Origin of the sequence: Citrobacter sp. Cb080, assembly GCF_030334745.1 — a bacterium.
Taxonomy (GTDB): Bacteria; Pseudomonadota; Gammaproteobacteria; order Enterobacterales; family Enterobacteriaceae; genus Citrobacter; species Citrobacter braakii.
This window is the reverse complement of the sequence record NZ_JAOWDG010000011.1, coordinates 1-22,249: the sequence shown is the minus strand read 5'-3', so window position 1 is coordinate 22,249 and position 22,249 is coordinate 1. Positions and strand designations below refer to the sequence as shown.

General features: G+C 52.6%; 22 protein-coding genes. 9 read left to right on the top strand and 13 right to left on the bottom strand.

Annotated features, from left to right (window positions below; genetic code table 11):
- Nucleotides 1–124: 124 nt before the first annotated feature.
- The gene (locus tag OGV38_RS00175) at nucleotides 125–1,051 is read right to left on the bottom strand and encodes a LysR family transcriptional regulator (RefSeq protein ID WP_016153919.1); all 927 of its coding nucleotides are present in this window, start codon (nucleotides 1,049–1,051) and stop codon (nucleotides 125–127) included.
- An 89-nt stretch (nucleotides 1,052–1,140) separates the two neighbouring features.
- Here OGV38_RS00175 and OGV38_RS00170 point away from each other — a divergent pair, with 89 nt between their 5' ends.
- Nucleotides 1,141–2,139 carry a bile acid:sodium symporter family protein gene (locus OGV38_RS00170; RefSeq protein ID WP_049041052.1) on the top strand — a complete coding sequence of 333 codons (999 nt, stop codon included), beginning with the start codon at nucleotides 1,141–1,143 and terminating at the stop codon, nucleotides 2,137–2,139.
- Here the strand turns inward: OGV38_RS00170 and OGV38_RS00165 are convergent.
- The 3 genes from OGV38_RS00165 to zipA all read right to left on the bottom strand — a co-directional run bounded on the left by OGV38_RS00165 (nucleotide 2,136) and on the right by zipA (nucleotide 5,435).
- Nucleotides 2,136–2,354 (bottom strand): DUF3820 family protein, encoded by a 219-nt coding sequence (locus tag OGV38_RS00165; RefSeq protein WP_019077344.1) that lies wholly within the window; start codon nucleotides 2,352–2,354, stop codon nucleotides 2,136–2,138. The genes OGV38_RS00170 and OGV38_RS00165 overlap by 4 nt on opposite strands.
- Before the next feature lies 1 nt (nucleotide 2,355).
- Nucleotides 2,356–4,371 carry an NAD-dependent DNA ligase LigA gene (gene ligA, locus OGV38_RS00160; protein WP_019077345.1) on the bottom strand — a complete coding sequence of 672 codons (2,016 nt, stop codon included), beginning with the start codon at nucleotides 4,369–4,371 and terminating at the stop codon, nucleotides 2,356–2,358.
- Between the two features lie 71 nt (nucleotides 4,372–4,442).
- Nucleotides 4,443–5,435, bottom strand: a complete 993-nt coding sequence (zipA, locus tag OGV38_RS00155; RefSeq protein WP_016157088.1) for a cell division protein ZipA — start codon at nucleotides 5,433–5,435, stop codon at nucleotides 4,443–4,445.
- Nucleotides 5,436–5,665: 230 nt separating this feature from the next.
- Here zipA and cysZ point away from each other — a divergent pair, with 230 nt between their 5' ends.
- The 5 genes from cysZ (at nucleotide 5,666) to crr (ending at nucleotide 10,526) form a co-directional block, all read left to right on the top strand.
- Nucleotides 5,666–6,427 carry a sulfate transporter CysZ gene (cysZ, locus tag OGV38_RS00150; protein ID WP_016153924.1) on the top strand — a complete coding sequence of 254 codons (762 nt, stop codon included), beginning with the start codon at nucleotides 5,666–5,668 and terminating at the stop codon, nucleotides 6,425–6,427.
- Between the two features lie 163 nt (nucleotides 6,428–6,590).
- Nucleotides 6,591–7,562: a cysteine synthase A gene (gene cysK, locus OGV38_RS00145; RefSeq protein ID WP_005121957.1), complete on the top strand. Its 972-nt coding sequence runs from the start codon at nucleotides 6,591–6,593 to the stop codon at nucleotides 7,560–7,562.
- A 383-nt stretch (nucleotides 7,563–7,945) separates the two neighbouring features.
- Entirely contained in the window at nucleotides 7,946–8,203 is a 258-nt protein-coding gene (gene ptsH / locus OGV38_RS00140) for a phosphocarrier protein Hpr (protein WP_002913505.1), read from the top strand.
- Nucleotides 8,204–8,248: 45 nt separating this feature from the next.
- Nucleotides 8,249–9,976: a phosphoenolpyruvate-protein phosphotransferase PtsI gene (ptsI, locus tag OGV38_RS00135; protein WP_016153925.1), complete on the top strand. Its 1,728-nt coding sequence runs from the start codon at nucleotides 8,249–8,251 to the stop codon at nucleotides 9,974–9,976.
- A gap of 40 nt (nucleotides 9,977–10,016) precedes the next feature.
- Entirely contained in the window at nucleotides 10,017–10,526 is a 510-nt protein-coding gene (gene crr, locus OGV38_RS00130; RefSeq protein WP_000522253.1) for a PTS glucose transporter subunit IIA, read from the top strand.
- A gap of 76 nt (nucleotides 10,527–10,602) precedes the next feature.
- Here crr and OGV38_RS00125 read toward each other — a convergent pair whose 3' ends face one another.
- Together OGV38_RS00125 and pdxK are read right to left on the bottom strand one after the other, a co-directional pair.
- Nucleotides 10,603–10,842 (bottom strand): hypothetical protein, encoded by a 240-nt coding sequence (locus tag OGV38_RS00125; RefSeq protein ID WP_049041050.1) that lies wholly within the window; start codon nucleotides 10,840–10,842, stop codon nucleotides 10,603–10,605.
- Nucleotides 10,839–11,705, bottom strand: a complete 867-nt coding sequence (gene pdxK / locus OGV38_RS00120; RefSeq protein WP_049041049.1) for a pyridoxine/pyridoxal/pyridoxamine kinase — start codon at nucleotides 11,703–11,705, stop codon at nucleotides 10,839–10,841. The genes OGV38_RS00125 and pdxK overlap by 4 nt, the downstream gene beginning before the upstream one ends.
- Nucleotides 11,706–11,787: 82 nt before the next feature.
- On the opposite strand from pdxK, the gene ptsJ reads away from it, so the two are divergent.
- Together ptsJ and OGV38_RS00110 are read left to right on the top strand one after the other, a co-directional pair.
- On the top strand, nucleotides 11,788–13,080 hold the full coding sequence (gene ptsJ / locus OGV38_RS00115) for a MocR-like B6 salvage transcription factor PtsJ (RefSeq protein WP_016157090.1): 1,293 nt from the start codon (nucleotides 11,788–11,790) through the stop codon (nucleotides 13,078–13,080).
- A 13-nt stretch (nucleotides 13,081–13,093) separates the two neighbouring features.
- Nucleotides 13,094–13,810 (top strand): type 1 glutamine amidotransferase, encoded by a 717-nt coding sequence (locus tag OGV38_RS00110; protein WP_075847684.1) that lies wholly within the window; start codon nucleotides 13,094–13,096, stop codon nucleotides 13,808–13,810.
- 91 nt (nucleotides 13,811–13,901) lie between these two features.
- Here OGV38_RS00110 and cysM read toward each other — a convergent pair whose 3' ends face one another.
- The 7 genes from cysM to OGV38_RS00075 form a co-directional block, all read right to left on the bottom strand.
- Nucleotides 13,902–14,813, bottom strand: coding sequence for a cysteine synthase CysM (gene cysM / locus OGV38_RS00105; RefSeq protein WP_094761078.1), 912 nt, complete (start codon nucleotides 14,811–14,813; stop codon nucleotides 13,902–13,904).
- A gap of 118 nt (nucleotides 14,814–14,931) precedes the next feature.
- Nucleotides 14,932–16,029, bottom strand: coding sequence for a sulfate/thiosulfate ABC transporter ATP-binding protein CysA (gene cysA, locus OGV38_RS00100; RefSeq protein ID WP_016157092.1), 1,098 nt, complete (start codon nucleotides 16,027–16,029; stop codon nucleotides 14,932–14,934).
- On the bottom strand, nucleotides 16,019–16,894 hold the full coding sequence (gene cysW, locus OGV38_RS00095) for a sulfate/thiosulfate ABC transporter permease CysW (RefSeq protein WP_016153932.1): 876 nt from the start codon (nucleotides 16,892–16,894) through the stop codon (nucleotides 16,019–16,021). Before cysW ends, cysA begins: the two co-directional genes overlap by 11 nt.
- The gene (gene cysT, locus OGV38_RS00090; protein WP_003038061.1) at nucleotides 16,894–17,727 is read right to left on the bottom strand and encodes a sulfate/thiosulfate ABC transporter permease CysT; all 834 of its coding nucleotides are present in this window, start codon (nucleotides 17,725–17,727) and stop codon (nucleotides 16,894–16,896) included. Before cysT ends, cysW begins: the two co-directional genes overlap by 1 nt.
- Nucleotides 17,728–18,744, bottom strand: coding sequence for a sulfate ABC transporter substrate-binding protein (locus tag OGV38_RS00085; protein ID WP_016153933.1), 1,017 nt, complete (start codon nucleotides 18,742–18,744; stop codon nucleotides 17,728–17,730). It lies immediately after the preceding gene.
- Nucleotides 18,745–18,900: 156 nt separating this feature from the next.
- Nucleotides 18,901–19,692, bottom strand: coding sequence for an SDR family oxidoreductase UcpA (gene ucpA / locus OGV38_RS00080; protein ID WP_269517385.1), 792 nt, complete (start codon nucleotides 19,690–19,692; stop codon nucleotides 18,901–18,903).
- A 174-nt stretch (nucleotides 19,693–19,866) separates the two neighbouring features.
- A complete protein-coding gene (locus OGV38_RS00075) occupies nucleotides 19,867–20,523 on the bottom strand; it encodes a FadR/GntR family transcriptional regulator (protein WP_016153935.1) in 657 nt (218 codons plus the stop codon).
- Nucleotides 20,524–20,667: 144 nt separating this feature from the next.
- Here OGV38_RS00075 and OGV38_RS00070 point away from each other — a divergent pair, with 144 nt between their 5' ends.
- Nucleotides 20,668–21,984 carry an anaerobic C4-dicarboxylate transporter family protein gene (locus OGV38_RS00070; protein ID WP_016153936.1) on the top strand — a complete coding sequence of 439 codons (1,317 nt, stop codon included), beginning with the start codon at nucleotides 20,668–20,670 and terminating at the stop codon, nucleotides 21,982–21,984.
- Nucleotides 21,985–22,249: the final 265 nt, after the last annotated feature.

The following is a 22,249-nucleotide window of genomic DNA, read 5'->3' as shown; positions in this document are numbered from 1 at the left end:
GGCCCGAAGGGCGAGCGAAGCGAGTCATCCTGCACGACCCACCAATGTAAAAAGGCGCCCTAAAGGCGCCTTTTTGCTATGCAGAGAAGAACCATTTCCCCTCTGATAACCATCAGCGTGAGCGTTATAACTGATACAACGGATCGCGGGCGCGGGCTGCGGTTAATTCACTGGCCTGCATACGCACCACATCCCACAGCGCCTGAGCAGCGGTTGATAAAGAGCGGTTTTTACGTCGGGCCAGCATCAGTTGCCGTTCAACAACCGGCGTCAGGCGCTTAACCTGCAAGTGGCTGCCCTGCGGTAAGGGGAGCGCCAGCGCGGGCAGCACGCTGATGCCAATCCCCGCCTCAACCATCGGAAACAGCGTGGCGGGATGGCCTATCTCCTGAACGATATTGGCATCAATGGAAAAATGGGCCAGCGCAGCGTCGATCAGCGGTCGACTACCGGAAGCATAATCCTGTAGCACCAGGCGTTCGTGATACAAATCCTGCCAGTTCACCCACTCTCGTTGGGCTAACGGATGATCCTGGCGACACAGCAGCAGGAACGGTTCGGACAGCACGGCTTCACACTGCAAATCGGTGACTGCGCCGGGATCAATCACAATGCCAAAATCCACTTCTCCCTGGCGAATACTCTCCAGCACCCACTGCTGTGGCCGGTCGTGCAGCACAAAATCGATAGCCGGATAAAGCTGATTACTCTGGGCAATACACTGCGGAATAAGATGAGCAGAGATCGTCTGGCTGGCGGCAACCCGCACCGTGCCGGTTAACTGCGTTCCTACCTGTCCGGCTTCGCGCAGCGTGCTATGCAATTCATCCAGAATACGTTCCAGCCGCGCCGCCAACTGGTGTCCGGCCTCCGTCAGTACCACTTCCCGCGTCGTTCTGTCCAATAACCGCACACCCGTCTGCCCTTCCAGCTCTTTTACACTATGGCTGACCGCCGACTGGCTTAAGCCGATGATATCCCCCGCCCGGCTAAAGCTTTTGGCTTGAGCGACGGTGACAAAGATACGCAACTGACGCAGAGAGTAATTCATCTATTCGATTCATATATGGATGCAATAAATCAATTTTATTTCTCAAACGGAAAAAAGCAAAATGTTACTACCGAATTTCAGGAGTCTTTATGAAACTTTTTCGTATTCTTGATCCGTTCACGATAACGCTGATTACCGTTGTTTTGCTGGCGTCCTTTTTCCCGGCCGAAGGTGGTTTTGTGCCTTTCTTTGAAGGCTTAACCACCGCCGCCATTGCCCTGCTGTTTTTTATGCACGGAGCGAAACTCTCGCGTGAAGCCATTATTGCCGGTGGTAGCCACTGGCGTTTGCATCTGTGGGTGATGTGCAGCACGTTTGTTGTCTTCCCGGTTCTGGGCGTTCTGTTCACCTGGTGGGCGCCGGTCAACGTTGACCCGATGCTGTACACCGGTTTCCTGTACCTGTGTATTTTGCCTGCCACTGTGCAGTCAGCCATCGCTTTTACGTCGCTGGCGGGCGGTAACGTTGCCGCCGCCGTTTGTTCTGCTTCGGCCTCCAGTCTGCTGGGTATTTTTCTCTCGCCGCTGCTGGTAGGGCTGGTGATGAATATGCACGGCGCAGAAGGTAGCCTGGAGCAGGTGGGAAAAATCATGTTGCAGCTGCTACTGCCGTTCGTACTGGGCCACCTTTCACGTCCGTGGATTGGAAACTGGGTTTCTCGACATAAAAAATGGATCGCGAAAACGGATCAATCCTCTATTTTGCTGGTGGTGTACTCCGCCTTCAGTGAAGCCGTCGTTAACGGGATCTGGCACAAAGTGGGGGTGGGTTCACTGCTGTTTATCGTGGTGGTCAGCATCATACTGCTGGCAATCGTGATTGGCATAAATGTCTTTGTTGCGCGCAAATGCGGCTTTAACAAAGCTGATGAAATCACCATTGTGTTCTGCGGTTCGAAAAAGAGCCTGGCGAACGGGATCCCAATGGCCAATATTTTGTTCCCAACTTCGGTGATTGGGATGATGGTGCTGCCGTTGATGATCTTCCATCAAATACAGCTAATGGTGTGCGCCGTGCTGGCGCGTCGCTACAAGCAACAGACGGACGCATTGCAGGCGCAACAGAAAAGCCGCGCCGCGAAGGCTTAAAGAGGACGTTTCAGGGGCTGCACCAGTTGCGTCAGCCCCTCAGTTTTAATCAGCAGCGTGATTTGCATCAGCTCGCCAAGCTTGCCCGGCGGGAATTCATCCTTACGGGCAAACCACAGCAGATACTCTTCCGGGACATCAATCAACCGACGCCCTTTATATTTGCCAAAGGGCATCACAGTATTGGCGATGTCAACCAGCTGCTGTTTTTCCATCTCAGGCACCCAATAAGCGGATCATTTCAGCTTCATCGATCACGGCAATACCCAGTTCCTGTGCTTTTGCCAGTTTCGAACCCGCCGCTTCACCGGCAATCACCAGATCGGTTTTCTTCGACACGCTACCGGCCACTTTTGCACCTAACTCGGTCAGTCTCGCTTTGGCGTCATCGCGCGACATCAGGCTCAGGCTCCCGGTCAGCACCACCGTTTTACCTGCGAAGGGGCTGTCGATTTCTTCAGCGTTAATGACCACCGGCGCTGGCCAGTGGATCCCCTGCGCCAGCAGTTGAACAATTACCTCGCGGTTGCTCTCTTCGGCGAAGAAATTAAACACGTGCGTCGCCACCACAATGCCGACATCCGGCACTTTTTGCAGCTCTTCAATAGAAGCGGCTTCCAGCGCGTCGAGCGTGCCAAAATACGCCGCCAGACCTGCAGCCGTGGCTTCGCCGACTTCACGAATGCCTAGCGCATAGAGGAAACGGGCAAACGTGGTTTCTTTCGCTTTTTCCAGCGCATTGACCACGTTTTGCGCCGACTTCGGCCCCATACGATCAAGCCCCGTCAGTTTACCGGCGGTCAGGGTGAAAAGATCCGCCGGCGTGTGGACATACTCTTTCTCGACCAGTTGATCGATAATTTTGTCGCCCATACCGTCAACATCGAGCGCGCGGCGGGAAACAAAGTGTTTCAGCGATTCCTTACGCTGTGCCCCACAGATTAAACCGCCGGTGCAGCGAGTGACCGCTTCGCCTTCCACACGTTCAACATCAGAGTTACAAACCGGACAATGCGCTGGAAACACAATTTCGCGGGTATCGTCCGGGCGTTCAGAAAGCACGACGTTCACCACCTGCGGGATGACATCGCCCGCACGGCGAATGACGACTTTATCGCCAATACGCAACCCCAGACGCTCGATTTCATCAGCGTTATGCAGCGTTGCGTTACTGACCAGCACCCCGGCAACCTGGACCGGCTCAAGGCGGGCGACGGGCGTAATCGCCCCGGTACGTCCAACCTGAAACTCAACGTCGCGTACGAAAGTCATCTGCTCCTGCGCCGGGAACTTAAAGGCCACAGCCCAGCGCGGCGCGCGGGCAACAAAGCCCAGTTGCTCCTGCAACGCCATAGAGTTGACTTTGATCACCACGCCATCGATATCAAATCCCAGCGTTGGTCGGTCTTCTTCAACCTTGTGATAGTAAGCAAGTACTTCCTCCGGGGAGTCGCAAAGCGCCACTCTGTCGCTTACCGGCAGGCCCCACTCTTTAAATTGCAGCAGGCGGCCCAGGTGGGTATCTGGCAGCACGCCGCCTTCCAACACACCAACGCCATAGCAGAAGAAAGTAAGCGGTCGCTTCGCTGTGATACGCGGATCGAGCTGGCGCAATGAACCGGCCGCTGCGTTACGCGGGTTAGCAAACACTTTGTTGCCAGTGCGGCGGGCCTCTTCGTTAATTTTTTCAAATCCGGCCTGCGGCAGGAACACTTCACCGCGCACTTCCAGACGTGAAGGGATGTTTTCGCCACGCAGTTTTAACGGGATTGCGCGAATGGTGCGCACGTTAGAGGTAATATCTTCACCCGTGGTGCCATCACCACGCGTTGCGGCGCTGACCAGCACACCGTTTTCATACAGGATACTGACTGCCAGGCCGTCCAGTTTCAGTTCACAGCACCAGGTCAGTTTATCGGTACTCTTTAACCTATCCTGCACGCGCTTGTTGAAGGCGAGAAAACTCTCTTCATCAAACACGTTATCCAGCGACAGCATCGGCACTTCATGACGAATCTGGCTGAACGCGGTTAACGGCGCGGCGCCAACGCGTTGGGTTGGCGAGTCGGGGGTAACAAGGTCCGGATGCTGCGCTTCCAGCTCGCGCAGTTCGCGCATCAGGCGATCGTATTCCGCATCGGGAATTTCCGGCGCGTCCATCACATGGTAGAGATACTCATGATGGCGAAGCGTGGTTCGCAGTTCTGTCAGTTGTTGTTCGATTGATTCCATATCGCACCATCAATGATAAAAAACCCCCGACAGGCGGGGGTTTAGAAAGGAAATGTCACGCCAGAGTAAAATCAGGCGCGAGATTCTTTAACTTCGCGGATGCGGTCCTGATACTCGCGCAGTTTCTGCGGCGTCATCATGCGACGTTGATCGTCGAGCACCACACCACCCACTTCATCGGCAATGTGCTGTGCGGACTGCAGCATCAGCTTAAAGTTTTGCAGCTCGTCCCCGTAGGACGGAACCTGCATAAAAATAGTCACACCAGGGGTGCTGAAGTCGCCCGTCATTTCTGGGTCAAACGTTCCCGGATTAACCATATTAGCGAGGCTGAACAGCGACGGACCGCTGCCATCCGGGCTCAAATGACGATGGAAAATATTCATATCGCCAAATTTGAAACCGGCCTGCTGAATGCTGTTGAGCAGCACTTCCCCGTTGAGCTCGCTACCATGATGAGCCGCAACGTTCATAATGATGACCGCTTCTTTACGCTGCGGTTTTTCAGCAACAGGCGCTTCTTCTACTACCGGCTCGGGCTGCGGTTGATGTTCAACAACAGGCTCTGCTGGCTGGAAGGTCTGCGGCGCAGGTTGCGGTGCTTGCTGAGCAGGTTGCTGAACCTGCGGGGCAACAGGTTGCTGCACAGGTGGCTGCTGAACAGGCTGATGTTGCACCGGCTGCTGCGGTTGTACAGGCTGCTGCTGAACATGCGGCGGCGGTACCGGCGCTTGTGCAGGCTGCTGCGCAGGCTGACGCGGCTGAGCAGACGCATAAGGCGGCTGGTACTGGTGTTGCGGCGACTGAGGAGGAACACCATGTTCCTGCGCATTACCGGGAGCATGATTCACACGATGAACGCGAACTTCACCCACGCCTTCGTCTTCCTCGACGTTGTCGTCGAACGAATCCTCGTCTTCACGTTTAGACTTCATGCGTTTCAGTGGGCGATCGCGGAATATAGAAGACCGCTCTTTACGGCTAGTCCAAAAACCATGTACCAGTAAAGCGATTATGGCGATCGCGCCAACAATGATTAATATCAGACGCAAATCCTGCATCATTATATTCTCTGTTGTTCTAACACCTTGCCACCACGGCAAACATTTACTCACTAAGAGTATTTGTCGATTACGCCAAGTGCAAGTGTACTCTTGGCTTTCACGGCATAAAGATGAACAAAATTGTGCTTTTTGCTGTTTTTTCGAACATTTCCGAACAGCTTAACGCTCAACAACCCGGTAAGATACGCACAGTTTACCAGAGCTTATATAACAAGGAGTACGTCCTGACCATGGTTTCATCATCTGCAGTTGTACCTCGCAGCGGCCTTTATTACTTTTCTCAGGGATGGAAGCTCATCACCCAACCGGGCATTCGTCGTTTTGTTATTCTGCCTTTGCTGGTGAATATCCTGCTGATGGGCGGCGCATTCTGGTGGTTATTTACACAACTCGGTAACTGGGTTCCCGCGCTGATGAGTCACGTCCCTGACTGGCTTCAGTGGCTCAGCTATTTACTGTGGCCGATTGTGACCATTTCCGTGCTGTTGGTGTTCGGCTACCTGTTCTCCACTATCGCCAACTGGATCGCCGCACCGTTTAACGGTCTGCTGGCTGAACAGCTGGAAGCGCGCTTAACGGGCGCAACACCGCCCGACACCGGCATTCTCGGCATTATGAAAGACGTTCCGCGCATTATGAAACGCGAATGGCAAAAGCTGGCGTGGTATCTCCCGCGCGCCTTCGTATTGCTGATTCTCTATTTTATTCCTGGCATTGGGCAGACCGTCGCCCCGGTCCTGTGGTTCCTGTTCAGCGCGTGGATGCTGGCTATTCAGTACTGCGATTATCCTTTTGATAACCATAAGGTCCCTTTTAAGGAGATGCGCGTCGCGCTGCGCACGCGCAAGGTGACCAATATGCAGTTTGGCGCATTGACCAGCCTGTTCACCATGATTCCGGTGCTCAATCTGTTCATCATGCCGGTAGCGGTTTGTGGTGCCACGGCGATGTGGGTAGACTGCTATCGTGCTAAGCATGCGTTATGGAAGTAATGCAAAAATGTGTAAAAGCGGGCTGGCTTATGCCCGCTCTTATTCCATACTGCTACGCATTATTTCTCATCAGCATATAGATATGCGAATTCCTTACTTCCCCATACTTTCTCAACAGGTATGCTGAAGCGGTATCCCAATTTCATACAGTTAAGGACAGGCCATGAGTAAGATTTTTGAAGATAACTCGCTGACTATCGGTCATACGCCGCTGGTTCGACTGAACCGTATCGGTAACGGACGCATTCTGGCGAAGGTGGAATCACGCAACCCAAGCTTTAGCGTCAAATGCCGTATCGGTGCCAATATGATTTGGGATGCCGAAAAACGTGGTGTACTGAAACCGGGCGTTGAGCTGGTAGAACCGACCAGCGGCAACACGGGGATTGCGCTGGCCTACGTTGCCGCCGCCCGTGGTTACAAACTGACTCTGACCATGCCGGAAACCATGAGCATTGAGCGCCGCAAGCTTTTAAAAGCGCTGGGCGCGAACCTGGTGCTGACTGAAGGCGCAAAAGGTATGAAGGGCGCAATTCAGAAAGCGGAAGAAATCGTAGCCAGCGATCCGGAAAAATTCCTGCTGCTGCAGCAGTTCAGCAACCCGGCGAACCCGGAAATTCACGAAAAAACCACCGGCCCGGAAATCTGGGAAGATACCGATGGCCAGGTTGATGTCTTTATTTCCGGTGTCGGCACCGGCGGTACGCTAACTGGCGTGACCCGTTACATTAAAGGCACTAAAGGCAAAACCGATCTGATTACCGTCGCGGTAGAACCTACTGACTCCCCTGTTATCGCCCAGGCATTGGCGGGTGAAGAACTCAAACCTGGCCCACATAAAATTCAGGGTATTGGCGCGGGCTTCATTCCTGGCAACCTTGATCTGAAGCTTATCGATAAAGTCGTTGCCATCACCAATGATGAAGCTATTTCTACCGCGCGCCGCCTGATGGAAGAAGAAGGTATTCTGGCGGGGATCTCTTCTGGCGCAGCCGTGGCTGCCGCGCTTAAGCTCCAGGAAGATGAATCCTTTACCAATAAGAATATTGTGGTTATCCTACCGTCATCGGGTGAGCGTTATCTGAGCACTGCACTGTTTGCCGATCTCTTCACAGAGAAAGAACTGCAACAGTAATGCCAGCATGTTAAAAACGCGTAAAAAAGCACCCTTTGGGGTGCTTTTTTGTGGCCTGCTTCAAATTTTCAACTCTCCTGGCATTGATTCAACCCGCCGGAACTGGTATTTAACCAAACTAATTATTTTGATGCGCGAAATTAATCGTTACAGGAAAAGCGCTAGCTGAATCGATTTTATGATTTGGTTCAACTCTTCCTTTCGCGGCATAATGTTTAATGACGAACGAAACGTCAGCGGCAAGAAGTTGCCAGCAACGGATTGCACCGAACTCCTTTTGTGTCGCGTCCAGTTTACGCCGATGCTAACAATACAGGCTAAAGTTGAACCGCCAGGCTAGACTTTAGTTCCACAACACTAAACCTATAAGTTGGGGAAATATAATGTTCCAGCAAGAAGTTACCATTACCGCTCCGAACGGTCTGCATACTCGCCCTGCTGCTCAGTTTGTTAAAGAAGCAAAAGGCTTTACTTCTGAAATTACTGTGACTTCCAACGGCAAAAGCGCTAGCGCCAAAAGCCTGTTTAAACTGCAGACTCTGGGCCTGACTCAGGGTACCGTTGTCACCCTGTCCGCAGAAGGTGAAGACGAGCAGAAAGCAGTTGAGCATCTGGTTAAACTGATGGCTGAACTCGAGTAAGTTCAACGAGTTCTTTTAAATATCAGTCACAAGTAAGGTAGGGTTATGATTTCAGGCATTTTAGCATCCCCGGGTATCGCTTTCGGTAAAGCATTGCTGCTGAAAGAAGACGAGATCGTCATTGACCGGAAAAAAATTTCTGCCGACAAGGTTGATCAGGAAGTTGAACGTTTTCTGAGCGGTCGTGCCAAGGCATCTGCGCAACTGGAAGCGATCAAAACCAAAGCTGGTGAAACGTTCGGTGAAGAAAAAGAAGCCATCTTTGAAGGGCATATCATGCTGCTCGAAGATGAGGAGCTGGAGCAGGAAATCATAGCCCTGATTAAAGATAAGCACATGACGGCTGATGCAGCTGCGCATGAAGTTATCGAAGGTCAGGCCACAGCCCTTGAAGAGCTGGATGATGAATACCTGAAAGAACGTGCGGCTGACGTACGTGACATCGGTAAACGCCTGCTGCGTAACATCCTGGGTCTGGCTATTATCGACCTGAGCGCTATTCAGGAAGAAGTTATCCTGGTAGCCGCAGACCTGACCCCGTCAGAAACCGCACAGCTGAACCTGAACAAGGTGCTGGGTTTCATCACCGACGCGGGCGGACGGACTTCCCATACTTCTATCATGGCGCGTTCTCTGGAACTGCCAGCCATCGTAGGTACGGGTAGCGTCACCTCTCAGGTTAAAAACGACGACTATCTGATTCTGGATGCCGTAAACAACCAGGTTTACGTCAATCCGACCAACGAAGTTATTGAGCAACTGCGCGCCGTTCAGGAGCAGGTTGCTACCGAGAAAGCGGAACTTGCTAAGCTGAAAGATCTCCCGGCTATCACGCTGGACGGACATCAGGTAGAAGTTTGCGCCAACATCGGTACCGTTCGTGACGTTGAAGGCGCTGAGCGTAATGGCGCCGAAGGTGTTGGTCTGTACCGCACCGAATTCCTGTTCATGGACCGTGAATCGCTGCCGACTGAAGAAGAACAGTTTGCCGCATATAAAGCCGTTGCTGAAGCCTGTGGCTCTCAGGCGGTCATCGTCCGTACCATGGACATCGGCGGCGATAAAGAGCTGCCGTACATGAACTTCCCGAAAGAAGAGAACCCGTTCCTGGGCTGGCGTGCCGTACGTATCGCCATGGATCGTAAAGAGATCCTGCGGGATCAGGTTCGCGCAATCCTGCGCGCCTCTGCTTTCGGCAAACTGCGCATCATGTTCCCAATGATCATCTCTGTTGAAGAAGTGCGCGCACTACGCAAAGAGATCGAAATCTACAAACAGGAACTGCGCGACGAAGGTAAAGCATTTGACGAAAGCATTGAGATTGGCGTGATGGTGGAAACACCGGCAGCGGCAACAATTGCGCGTCATTTAGCCAAAGAAGTTGATTTCTTTAGTATCGGCACCAATGATTTAACGCAGTACACCCTGGCAGTTGACCGTGGTAATGATATGATTTCACACCTTTACCAACCGATGTCGCCATCTGTGCTGACGCTGATCAAGCAAGTTATTGATGCTTCTCATGCGGAAGGCAAATGGACTGGCATGTGTGGTGAGCTTGCAGGCGACGAACGTGCTACACTTCTGTTGCTGGGGATGGGTCTGGACGAATTCTCTATGAGCGCCATTTCTATCCCGCGCATTAAGAAGATTATCCGTAACACGAACTTCGAAGATGCGAAGGTGTTAGCAGAGCAGGCTCTTGCTCAACCGACAACGGACGAGTTAATGACGCTGGTTAACAAGTTCATTGAAGAAAAAACAATCTGCTAATCCACGAGATGCGGCCCAATTTACTGCTTAGGAGAAGATCATGGGTTTGTTCGATAAACTGAAATCTCTGGTTTCTGATGATAAGAAAGACACCGGAACTATTGAGATTGTTGCTCCGCTCTCTGGCGAGATCGTCAACATCGAAGACGTGCCGGATGTAGTTTTTGCTGAAAAAATCGTTGGTGATGGCATCGCTATCAAACCAACCGGTAACAAAATGGTCGCCCCTGTTGATGGCACCATCGGCAAAATCTTTGAAACCAACCACGCTTTCTCTATCGAATCCGACAGCGGCATTGAGCTGTTTGTTCACTTCGGTATTGATACCGTTGAACTGAAAGGCGAAGGCTTTAAGCGCATCGCTGAAGAAGGTCAGCGCGTTAAAGTGGGCGACCCGGTTATTGAATTCGATCTGCCGCTGCTGGAAGAAAAAGCCAAGTCTACCCTGACTCCGGTTGTTATCTCCAACATGGACGAAATCAAAGAGCTGATCAAACTGTCCGGTAGCGTGACAGTGGGTGAAACTCCGGTTATCCGCATCAAGAAGTAATTCTTGCTGCAGAGAAGAATGGCGCCTGATGGCGCCATTTTTTTATCTGGCAGACCTCAAAATCTGCCGGATAACGCTAAATTTGTGAGGTGACCGGTCGGTAACACGCCTCGCGCATCAGGATTTTCATCCCTTCCGGCCCGCTTTCCAGCATCCGTCGCTCCGAATCCGCCACTAACAGTTCACAATTGTAGCCACCCGCGATGCCAAACATGGCCCGCGCCACACAGATATCTTCCAGCGCCGTTGCCCCGCTGGTGTCAAAATGTCCAACCATACGCCCATTCTGGCTAACCACCAGCCGGTAACTCTTCATCGCGCCTCCCCTGCCGGTGGCAGAATTAACTCATCACAACCGCACAGATTGGTCCATTTCATCACTTCCAGTACGCGCTGTGCTGCATCGTACGTCGCGGTTGTCAGCGCTTTACCCAGCACAATACCGCTCACCAGCTCAGCACAAAACAGATCGCCAGTTCCCTTCAGATCCGTTTTAACCCGTGGATGAGCGAACACCTCAACCGTTTCAGCCGTCACTACCGCCACGTTAATAATATCTTCGCTATCCCCCGGCGCGCTGGTGATCACCACCCATTTCAGCGTTTCGGTAAGCAGCGATTGCGCCGCCGTGATGGCTTCATCAAGCGTACGACACGGCTTTCCGCTCAGCATTTGCAGTTCAAACACGTTCGGCGTCAGTCCCTGAGCCAGCGGCAGCAGGTGCTGACGGTAGGCCTGCGGAATTTCAGCTTTTACATACATACCGCTGTCCGTATCGCCAATCACCGGGTCGACCAAAATGCACACTGTCGGATGCGTAGCCCGCACCGTTTCCAGCCACTGTGCTAACAGAGCGATTTGCTCTGCACTGCCCATATAGCCTGTCGTCACCGCCTTCAGCTCGCGCAAAGCATCACGCTCATTCAAGGCGCGGAGATACCCGCTAAACCAGTCGGCCGGAATAACGCCGCCGTAAAATGTTTCATAATGCGGGGTATTACTGAACAGCACCGTTGGCACTGCCGTCACGCGTAATCCCTGCGCTTTAATGGCCGGAACGGCGATGCTGTTGCCTACGCTGCCATAAACCACCTGTGACTGGACGGCGACGATATCGGTCTGTAACGCCCGATGCTTGTCGCCGAAGAGCACTGACTGAATATCACTCCCCTGCTCCATAAATTTCTCCTCTCGCTGGACAGCGGGCTTACGCCTCACTATTATCGTCATATGCTAAAATTCATTTTGTCATAGGTCAATAATGATCGACGGAAAAACCGCTAACGAAATTTTTGACAGTATTCGTCAACATGTCGCTACAGGCACGTTGGCGGCAGGAGAAACGTTGCCGCCGGTGCGTGAACTGGCAACAGCATTGAACGTTAACCGTAATACTGTCGCGGCGGCTTATAAACGCCTGGTCACCTCCGGGCTGGCACAAAGCCAGGGACGTAACGGCACGGTAATCAAGGGGATTTCAGCCCCCGTTGCGCTGGAAGGCGGCAATCCGGATACCGCGCTTATCGATCTTTCCGGCGGTAATCCAGCCCCCGCGCGTCTTCCCGATCTCAGCCGTTATTTCGCGCAAATAAATAAGAATCCTCGTTTGTACGGTGATGCCGCTGTATCACCCGGCCTTAAGGCGTGGGCCGCGCAATGGATGCAAGATGCGATGCCAGCCAAGGGAGAAATTGATATCACCAGCGGCGCCATTGATGCCATTGAGCGGCTGCTGTGCGCCCATTTACTGCCTGGCGACAGCGTTGTGGTAGAAGATCCATGCTTTTTGAGCAGCATCAACATGCTGCGTTATGCCGGATTCTCCGCCAGTCCGGTCAACGTTGACAGCGAAGGCATGCAGCCAGACATGCTGGAAATCGCGCTACAGAAAGGCGCGCGGGCGGTGATTCTGACGCCGCGCGCCCATAATCCGACAGGATGCAGTCTGAGTGCATCCCGCGCGGCGCAATTGCAGGAAATCCTGGCCCGCTATCCGCAGACGCTGGTGATCGTCGACGACCACTTTGCGCTGCTGTCCGCATGCCGTTGGTATCCGGTGATTGCGAAGGAAACAACGCACTGGGCGATTGTCCGCTCAATGTCGAAAACTTTAGGCCCGGATTTACGCCTGGCCATCGTCGCCAGCGATCCACTCACTTCCGCGAAACTGCGTTTACGGCTCAACGCCGGCAGTCAGTGGGTCAGCCATCTGCTGCAGGATCTGGCCTGCGCCTGCCTGAGTGACGAGACTTATCAACACACGCTGGCGCAAACTCAGCAGTTTTACGCCGCCCAGCAGCAAAAGCTGGCAGCGGCTCTGCGGCTTCATGCCATTACGCTGCCCGACAGCGACGGTCTTAATCTGTGGCTGCCGCTAGAAGATAACAGCCAGGCGATCGCTTTTGCGCTGGCAAAGTCCGGCTGGCTGGTACGTGAAGGCGAAGTGTTTGGCGTCAATACGCCTGCGCATGGCCTGCGCATTACGCTGTCAACATTAGCAGACAGCGACATTGATAAGCTGGCGACTGATATCCATCAGGCGCTAAAGCGCTAACAGGAGAGAAAAAGTGCGAGTTCATTTTGTTATTCATGAGTCTTTCGAATCTGCTGGCGCGTACCTGCCGTGGGCCGAATCACGCGGCTATACCATCAGTTGGTCGCGCGTTTACGCCGGAGAAACTGTTCCCGCTAATGCCGATGGCTTCGATATGTTGGTGGTATTTGGTGGGCCGCAGTCACCCCGCACCACGCTCGCAGAGTGCCCATACTTTGACTCTCAGGCAGAGCAACATCTGATAAACCAGGCGATTGCGGCACGAAAAATCGTGGTGGGGATCTGTTTGGGGTCGCAGTTAATCGGCGAAGCACTGGGCGCGAAGGTGTGCCAAAGCCCGGAAAAAGAGATTGGTCACTATCCGATCGCCCTGACCGAGGCAGGCCGACAGCATCCGTTGTTCAGCCATTTCGGCTCACCGCTCAACGTGGGTCACTGGCACAATGACATGCCGGGATTAACCGACCAGGCGACAATTCTTGCCACAAGCGAGGGATGTCCGCGACAAATCGTACAATACGGTAATTTCGTCTATGGTTTTCAGTGCCATATGGAGTTTACCGCCGAAGCGGTCGAAGGATTAATTCAGCACTCTGAGCAAGAACTGGCCGAAGCGAAAGGGAAGCGCTTTATTCGCGCTGTTGAAGAGATGCGCACCTGGGATTACCAGCAGATGAATGAGACGCTGTGGCAATTCCTTGATAAGTTGGTAGAAAAACGTAACGATTGAACAGTGCGGGCCGGAGAAGACGCTTTGCGTCGTCATCCGGCGATCCTGCCGTACGGTTGCCTGCTAGCGCTACGCTTATCAGGCCGACAAATTAAATACCTAATCCCTGGCTGAAATGCTCTTCGCCAAAGACCCCGGTGGAAAGGTAGCGATCGCCGCGATCGCAGATGATCGCCACCACCACCGCCCCCGGTGTCGCGCGCGCCACGCGTAACGCGCCCGCAACCGCGCCGCCAGAACTCACTCCGCAAAAAATCCCTTCGCGAACGGCCAGTTCACGCATGGTGTTTTCCGCATCGTTCTGATGAATATCCAGCACCTCATCCACCAGCGAGGCGTTGAAAATGCCCGGCATATATTCCGCAGGCCAGCGACGAATGCCCGGAATACTACTGCCTTCTTCCGGCTGCAGGCCAACGATGGTGACGGGTTTTTCCTGTTCACGCAGAAAACGTGACACACCGGTAATGGTGCCTGTCGTCCCCATGCTGGAGACGAAATGGGTAATACGGCCTGACGTCTGCTGCCAGATTTCGGGTCCGGTAGTCGTGTAGTGCGCATACGGGTTATCAGGATTATTAAACTGATCGAGAAGTTTACCTTCTCCGCGCTGCGCCATCTCAAGGGCTAAATCACGCGCCCCTTCCATCCCCTGCTCTTTGGTCACCAGAACCAGTTCAGCCCCGTAAGCACGCATCGCCGCACGTCGCTCCTGGCTCATGTTGTCTGGCATCAGGAGCTTCATGCGGTAGCCTTTCAGCGCGGCAATCATCGCCAGCGCAATACCCGTATTACCGCTGGTGGCCTCAATCAGCACGTCGCCAGGCTGAATTTCCCCGCGCTTTTCCGCTTCAACGATCATCGACAACGCCGCGCGGTCTTTCACCGAACCTGCGGGATTATTGCCTTCCAGCTTGACCCAAATTTCACTGCCGTTATCCGCCGTCAGACGTTGTAATTTCACCAGAGGCGTATTGCCAATTGTTTGTTCTAATGTGTTCACGTTTTCAGCTCAATAAAATGCCGGGTGGCGCTGCGCTTACCCGGCTTACAGGTCATGCACCACCCGTTAAGCCCGGTAAGCGCAGCGCCACCGGATGATAACTATACGAATTAACCTATCAGGCACTTTGCGCCAGGGCAAGTTCCTCTTCACGCGTTTCAATACGCTGGTCGCCATTATACAAACGCGCATTTTGCAGCCCAACAAACAGACGTTCGCCGCGGTTCGGGGAATCATCGCCCTGCATAACCACCGTCAGCGGTTCGTTATACCACCCCAAGGGTTGCACAACTAATTGGGTGTAGTGTCCTTTCGGGCTGGCTTCCAGCACCTGTACTGGCAACGGTGAATCCAGACTGGTACGGCGGCTGACGTCCACTTCCCACGGACGCAGGAACAGATCCACCGGACCCTGATAGCCAGGCGTATAGCCCAACGGCCAGCGATGTGCGCCCACGTGGAATTGTCCACCGCGAATCGTCCCTTGCAGGCGGTTAACTTCACCCATAAATTCCAGGACAAAACGGGTAGCCGGTTCGCGCCATACCTGATCGGGCGCATCGGCCTGCTCGATATGACCCTGGCTCATCACCACCACGCGGTCTGCGACTTCCGTCGCTTCTTCCTGATCGTGGGTAACAAACACGCTGGTGAACTTCAGCTCTTCATGCAACTGACGCAGCCAGCGACGCAGTTCTTTACGCACCTGAGCATCGAGCGCGCCAAACGGCTCGTCGAGCAACAAGATCTGCGGCTCTACCGCCAGCGCACGCGCCAACGCCACGCGCTGCTTTTGCCCACCGGAAAGCTGTGCCGGGAAACGGTCCGCCAGATGAGCCAGTTGAACCATCTCCAGCAGTTTGATCACCTTTGCTTTGATCGTCGCCGCATTCGGGCGCTCCCGCCGTGGCAGAACAGTCAGACCAAAAGCGATATTGTCGAAAACGGTCATATGACGAAACAGCGCATAGTGCTGAAACACGAACCCCACCTTACGGTCGCGGGCGTGCAAACGACTGACATCAGTGCCGTGGAAACGGATATGCCCGCTGGACTGATGCTCCAGCCCGGCGATGATGCGCAGCAGCGTGGTTTTGCCCGATCCAGAAGGCCCCAACAGGGCGACCATCTGACCTGAAGGAATATCCAGCGAGATATCGTTCAGCACCTGGGTGCGACCAAAAGACTTCTTAATATTAGCAATCTCAATGCTCATGATTTTCCTCCTGCTGCGCGCGTTTCTCCTGGTTTTCCAGGCGCCATTGCAACATGCTCTTCAAAAACAAGGTAATAATCGCCATCAGCGTTAATAGCGCCGCGGCGGTAAAGGAGCCGACTGTGTTGTAGTCCTGCTCCAGTAATTCAATCTGTAACGGCAGAGACAAGGTTTCACCGCGAATCGAGCCAGAAACCACCGATACCGCGCCGAACTCGCCAATCGCACGGGCGTTGGTCAGCACCACACCGTACAGCAATGCCCAACGGATATTCGGCAGCGTAACGCGACGGAACATTTGCCAGCCGGAGGCGCCAAGCAGAACCGCCGCCTCATCTTCATGGCTGCCCTGACTTAACATCACCGGCACCAGTTCGCGCACCACAAACGGACAGGTCACGAACACCGTCACCAGCACCATTCCCGGCCAGGCAAACATAATTTGCAGGTTGTGTTCATCCAGCCATCCGCCAAGCGGGCCGTTAGAGCCGTAAAACAGCAGATAGACCAGGCCGGCGACCACCGGTGAAACGGCAAACGGAATATCCAGTAACGTGAGCAACAACTGGCGTCCAGGGAAGTTAAAGCGGGTCACCAGCCAGGCCAGTAACACGCCAAACACCAGGTTTACCGGCACCGCAATCAGCGCAATCAGCACCGTCAGCCAGATGGCGTGCAGCATGTCCGGATCAGCCAGGTTGTGTAATACCGGCATCAACCCCTTGCTGAACGCCTGCACGAAGATGTAAACCATCGGCACCAGCAAAATAAAGGCGGATACCAGCATGCCCGTGCCGATCAGAAACCATTTCCCCCAGTTGATGCGGGGTGCGCCATAACGTTTCAATTGGGTAATGTCTGCCATCAGTGACCTACCACGCGTCGACCAAAGCGACTTTGCAGGGTGTTAATTGAAAACAGCAGCAGCAACGAAGCCCCGAGGATCACAGATGCAATCGCGCTGGCGGCCGGGTAGTCAAACTCCTGCAAACGAACAAAAATCATCAGCGAGGTCACTTCCGTTTTCCATGCGATGTTTCCGGCGATAAAGATAACCGCACCAAACTCACCGAGGCTGCGGGTAAACGAGAGCGCAACGCCCGCGACTAGCGCGGGAGACAGCTCAGGCAGTACCACTTTACGAAAGCTCTGCCAGCGCGTAGCGCCGAGCGTTTCCGCCGCTTCTTCATACTCCGGACCTAACTCTTCCAGCACCGGCTGCACGGTACGCACCACGAATGGAATGCTGGTAAAAGCCATCGCCACCGCAATGCCAAGCCAGGTGTAGGTCACTTTAATATCCAGCTTCGCCAGCCACTCGCCGTAGAAACCATTGACCGAAAACAGCGATGCCAGCGTCAGACCTGCTACCGCCGTAGGCAGCGCAAACGGCAGATCCATCAGCGCATCCAGCAGCGTACGGCCCGGAAAGCGATAGCGGGTTAAGATCCACGCCATCAGCAAACCAAACACGCCGTTAAAAATCGACGCCACAAACGCCGACAGCAGCGTCACTTTATAAGCCGCCACCACCTGCGGGTTGGTAATCACATCCCAGTATTGCGCCCAGCTCATTTGCGCCAATTGCATCACCAGCGCGCTAAGCGGCAGCAGCAAAATCAGGCAGACAAACAGTAAGCTGGTGCCCAGGCTCAAGGTGAAGCCGGGCAGTACGCGTCGGGAAGAAACAGCAAACATTTACTTACGCCCCGCCGCCAACAGTTTGTCCAACTCACCGCCGCTGACAAAGTGCGTTTTCATTACCTCAGGCCACGAGCCAAACCTGTCTTCCACGCGGAAAAGTTCGGTCTGCGGGAATTTATCCTGCAGTTTGTCCATCACCTGCGGGTTATTCACGCGGTAGTAGAAATCGGTAATGATGGTTTGCGCCTGCGGGCTGTACAGCCAGTTCAGGTACGCTTTTGCCGCTTTTTCAGTACCGTTAGCCTGCACATTTTTATCTACCCAGGCCACCGGGAACTCCGCCAGAATGTTGACCTTCGGCACCACCACTTCGAAGCCCTGGTCTTCATACTGTTTACGGATGTTGTTCACTTCTGATTCAAAGGTGATCAGCACATCGCCCAGGCCGCGTTCCACGAATGTGGTGGTTGCCCCGCGACCGCCGGTATCAAACACTTCCACGTTTTTCAGAAACTGGGTCATGAACTGTTCAGTTTTGGCTTTATCCCCACCATCCGCTTTATCTGCCGCGCCCCACGCAGCCAGATAGGTATAACGCGCGTTACCGGAGGTTTTCGGATTCGGGAAAATCAGTTTCACGTCCGGGCGAACCAGGTCGTTCCATTCGTGGATATTCTTCGGATTACCCTTACGCACCAAAAACGCCATGGTGGAATAGAATGGCGAACTGTTATTCGGCAGACGGCTTTGCCAGTCGGCCGGGATCAGCTTGCCTTTGTCATGCAGGATCTGCACATCGGTCACCTGGTTATAGGTCACCACATCGGCTTTCAGCCCCTGCAGAATCGCCAGCGCCTGTTTTGATGACCCGGCATGAGATTGTTTAATCGTCAGTTTGTCACCGCCGTTATCCTTCGCCCATTGCTGTTCAAACGGCGGGTTAAGGGCGGCAAACAGCTCGCGAGAGACATCGTATGAACTGTTCAGCAGCTCCGTTGCCTGCGCCTGACCCACCAGCAACAGCATTGCTGCCAGCGTCAGGGTTCTTTTTTTCAGTAAGTTAACGGCCATTGCGCACCCTTATAAATTTAATGACTTTCTTATGGTCATCATATTTATAACCAGTGCTAAAGGAGTAACGGTTTTATATACCGTTTGATGATTTGAAAGTTGAAAAGAGAATAAGGGTACCTCCTCCCCAGCACACGGGGAGGAGACCGGCATCAATCAGACGCCGACGCTAACGCTTTCAGGCAGGGTGCTGCCGCCATCAATCACGTTTTGCGTGCCAGTTAAGTAACTGGACTCATCCGACGCCAGGAATGCCGCCAGTTCACCAACCTCAAGTGGGCAGGCCAAGCGGCGCATCGGGATCGCTTTTGCCATTTCGACTAATACGGATTCAGGATCCTCCGGATTAGACTGACGAGCGATATTTTCCGCCATCGGCGTACGAACGTAGCCCGGGCAAATAGCATTAACGCGAATGCCGAACTGCGCGTATTCCACCGCCAGAGATTTGGTCAAACCGATGATTGCGGCTTTCGACAGCGCGTAGGCCGTTTCGCCCGGATCGGCAACCATATCGCCGGTCACAGATGACATCATCACAATGCGCCCGTCTTTGCGCGCAATCATCTCCGGCAGAACGGCTTTCGTCACGTTCCAGACACCTTTAATGTTGATATCAATGTGGAAATCGCGATCTTCATCGCTCATATCAAGGAAGTTGCCGAGGCGACATACGCCCGCATTGTTGACCAGAATATCGATTTTGCCTTCAATCTTCTTCGCGCGTTTTACCGCTTCCGTGACCGACGCAAAATCTCTGACGTCAGCGTGTACGGCGGTGCAACGGTGCCCGCGCCCAGCCAACTCATCCGCCAGTTTTTCAATCTCATCGGAGATATCCAGCAGGATTAGGTTCGCGCCATGGCGGGCAAATGTTCTGGCGATCCCTTCGCCAATACCCTGAGATGCGCCCGTAATCAATGCTGTTTTGCCCGTGAGTTTTCCCATTTCAATATTCTCCTTTTGAATATGAAGCATTCGCTTCATTCACGCAGAAGATACAGCAATAACAAATAAGTGCTGAGGAATAGCTCACTAAATCAGGTTAATCTCAGGTAAAAAAAGTCCCCGGCGTTGCGGGGACCCAACGGTAAACATGCTCTGACCAGGTTAACAGAAGACTTACAGCCGTTTTTCCAGCAAATGTGCTCTCATCAACTCCGATGCCATCTGCGCATCCCCTTTTTTAATATGAAGCAGTATTTCCCTCTGTTTTGCCGCCGTATCAAGAAAATACTGACGATCGTTCGCAGGTAACGACTCCCTTGTTTTCTCAAAATAAGTAATGAGGACATCAGAGAAAACCTGCAGCACCCGGTTGCCACTCGCCTGTAGCAAGAGCAAATGAAAATCTCTATCGTGACGATCGGCCACCTGGGGGTTATCCGCATTCTCTTCAATAAGCCTTAGCTCATTTTCAAGTTTGGAGAGCATCGCCGGAAAAATTCTACGTGTTGCCAGAGGGATAATCGCGCACTCAATCAGGATCCTTGCCTCTGTAAATTCCGTGATATCAAACCCAGACAAATCAAACTGCATTAACAACTGGTGATTTATGTTGTGCTGTTCCAAATTCTTCAAGACGCTGCCACGACGAGGAGATCGTTCCAACATTCCCATCTGTACCAGTGTGCTGAGCGCCTGACGAACTTTATATCTTGATGTATTAAAACGAACGGCAAGCTCAGTTTCAGTTTCAATGCGACCATCAGCATTGCGGTTAGCATCATCAAGCAGATAATTTTTAATACTTTCAAACAGTTCGTTTTTGTTATCCATAAACACTCTCGGATTAAAGTGCTGCAAAACTGATGAGTATAAATAATCTAATAAGTTAGATTGCTTAATATACTGTTATGGTAAGATTATAGCCCCTATTATTCAAATTATACCAAGCCATTTGTTAATAAAAAGGAATTAATTATGGTGTTATTCGTAACTCAGTTTGCGATAGTACTTATATGTATCGGTATAGGTGGGCGTTTTGGTGGGATTGGCCTGGGGGCTGCAGGCGGGTTAGGACTCGCTATCCTGACTTTTGGTTTTGGACTCCCTCCCGACTCACCTCCTTTCACTGTTATTTCTATTATCCTTGCGGTTATCACTTGCATCACAATCCTCCAGGCGGCTGGCGGGCTTGATTTATTCGTTACGATGGCAGAACGGATCCTCAGAAAGTGGCCGGGCGCTATCACTTTCCTCGGCCCCGCAGTCGCTTACCTTTTTACTGCTATCTGCGGAACAGGATATGTTGCCTTTTCGGTTTATCCAGTCATTGCTGAAATTGCAGCAGATGCCAGAGTACGGCCAGAGAGAGCCATGTCGATGTCAGTAATCGCTGCCAATTTTGGGCTTATTGCCAGCCCGGTCAGTGCGGTCGTTACAGGGACAATTGCTGTCCTTGCTGGATTACATGTCTCTGCTTTAGATATCTTGTTAGTCACCGTTCCCGGAACGTTCCTTGGCTGCGTTGTCGGCTGCCTGTTCGTCTTTAAAAGAGGTCATGAGCTTAAAAATGATCCGGAATTCCAACGCAGGGTTGCTGAAGGTGAGTTTGAATCAGTAAAAGCTGAAGAGCGAACAGCCAATATAGTGACAAAAGAGGCGAAGAGAGGATTGCTGATTTTCCTTACCGGTATCATTCTGGTCGTACTTATGGGTTCAATTCCTGAATTACGTCCTGAGTGGAATAACGGTACCGGAATGGAGCGTATGAGTATCCCTACCACGCTGCAAATAGTTATGCTGACAACAGCATGTATTATTATGATGGTATGTCGAATTTCTCCGTCAAAACTCGATTCAGGTTCTGTCTTTAAAGCAGGTCTTGTGGGTGTTGTCGCCATATTTGGTCTGTCATGGATGATGAACTCCTTTTTTGAGGCATGGCACGAATTATTTAACACGGCTTTCCACGGTTTCCAGAATCCAGTCTTGTTCGGCATTATTGTTTTTGGTCTTTCAGCCGTAATTTATAGCCCCGCAGCGACAGCTGTAGCGCTACTCCCCGCTGGCGTGTTAATGGGATATCCGGCAGAAACCCTGGTCGCCCTGCTCCCGCTGACTTGTGGATCATTCATTATTCCAGGGGGGGCACAGATTGGCTGTGTGGCGTTTGATCGTACCGGGACAACTCGAATTGGCAAGTATGTGGTTAATCACAGCTACATGCTACCTGGTCTTGTCACCGTTGTAGCATCAACCCTTTTTTGCTTCCTTTTTTCCAAAATGCTGATGTAGTGAGAGAGCAATTTAATTGTGGTAAACCTTTTCTTCATGGCATCCCCCCTGAATGAATTCAGAGAGGATGCCTGTTACTCACTTCTGAATAGCGCCACTGCAATTTTCCATAGAATGTACTTTACAGAACAACCTGAGCAATGAGATAAGCAAAAATTACCTGAGAGATAACCATCACAAAGCCCGGGTGATGCTGCCAACTTACTGATTTAGTGTATGATGGTGTTTTTGAGGTGCTCCAGTGGCTTCTGTTTCTATCAGCTGT

Coding starts and splice junctions, on each gene's coding strand:
- OGV38_RS00125 (WP_049041050.1), bottom strand. CDS start 10,842: ATGAAGAGTTACCGGCTGGTGGTTAGCCAGAATGGGCGTATGGTTGGA.
- OGV38_RS00165 (WP_019077344.1), bottom strand. CDS start 2,354: ATGGAAAAACAGCAGCTGGTTGACATCGCCAATACTGTGATGCCCTTT.
- pdxK (WP_049041049.1), bottom strand. CDS start 11,705: ATGGAGCAGGGGAGTGATATTCAGTCAGTGCTCTTCGGCGACAAGCAT.
- OGV38_RS00175 (WP_016153919.1), bottom strand. CDS start 1,051: ATGAATTACTCTCTGCGTCAGTTGCGTATCTTTGTCACCGTCGCTCAA.
- cysT (WP_003038061.1), bottom strand. CDS start 17,727: ATGTTTGCTGTTTCTTCCCGACGCGTACTGCCCGGCTTCACCTTGAGC.
- crr (WP_000522253.1), top strand. CDS start 10,017: ATGGGTTTGTTCGATAAACTGAAATCTCTGGTTTCTGATGATAAGAAA.
- OGV38_RS00085 (WP_016153933.1), bottom strand. CDS start 18,744: ATGGCCGTTAACTTACTGAAAAAAAGAACCCTGACGCTGGCAGCAATG.
- ligA (WP_019077345.1), bottom strand. CDS start 4,371: ATGGAATCAATCGAACAACAACTGACAGAACTGCGAACCACGCTTCGC.
- ucpA (WP_269517385.1), bottom strand. CDS start 19,692: ATGGGAAAACTCACGGGCAAAACAGCATTGATTACGGGCGCATCTCAG.
- zipA (WP_016157088.1), bottom strand. CDS start 5,435: ATGATGCAGGATTTGCGTCTGATATTAATCATTGTTGGCGCGATCGCC.
- cysZ (WP_016153924.1), top strand. CDS start 5,666: ATGGTTTCATCATCTGCAGTTGTACCTCGCAGCGGCCTTTATTACTTT.
- OGV38_RS00075 (WP_016153935.1), bottom strand. CDS start 20,523: ATGGATAACAAAAACGAACTGTTTGAAAGTATTAAAAATTATCTGCTT.
- ptsJ (WP_016157090.1), top strand. CDS start 11,788: ATGATCGACGGAAAAACCGCTAACGAAATTTTTGACAGTATTCGTCAA.
- ptsH (WP_002913505.1), top strand. CDS start 7,946: ATGTTCCAGCAAGAAGTTACCATTACCGCTCCGAACGGTCTGCATACT.
- OGV38_RS00170 (WP_049041052.1), top strand. CDS start 1,141: ATGAAACTTTTTCGTATTCTTGATCCGTTCACGATAACGCTGATTACC.
- ptsI (WP_016153925.1), top strand. CDS start 8,249: ATGATTTCAGGCATTTTAGCATCCCCGGGTATCGCTTTCGGTAAAGCA.
- OGV38_RS00070 (WP_016153936.1), top strand. CDS start 20,668: ATGGTGTTATTCGTAACTCAGTTTGCGATAGTACTTATATGTATCGGT.
- cysW (WP_016153932.1), bottom strand. CDS start 16,894: ATGGCAGACATTACCCAATTGAAACGTTATGGCGCACCCCGCATCAAC.
- cysA (WP_016157092.1), bottom strand. CDS start 16,029: ATGAGCATTGAGATTGCTAATATTAAGAAGTCTTTTGGTCGCACCCAG.
- cysK (WP_005121957.1), top strand. CDS start 6,591: ATGAGTAAGATTTTTGAAGATAACTCGCTGACTATCGGTCATACGCCG.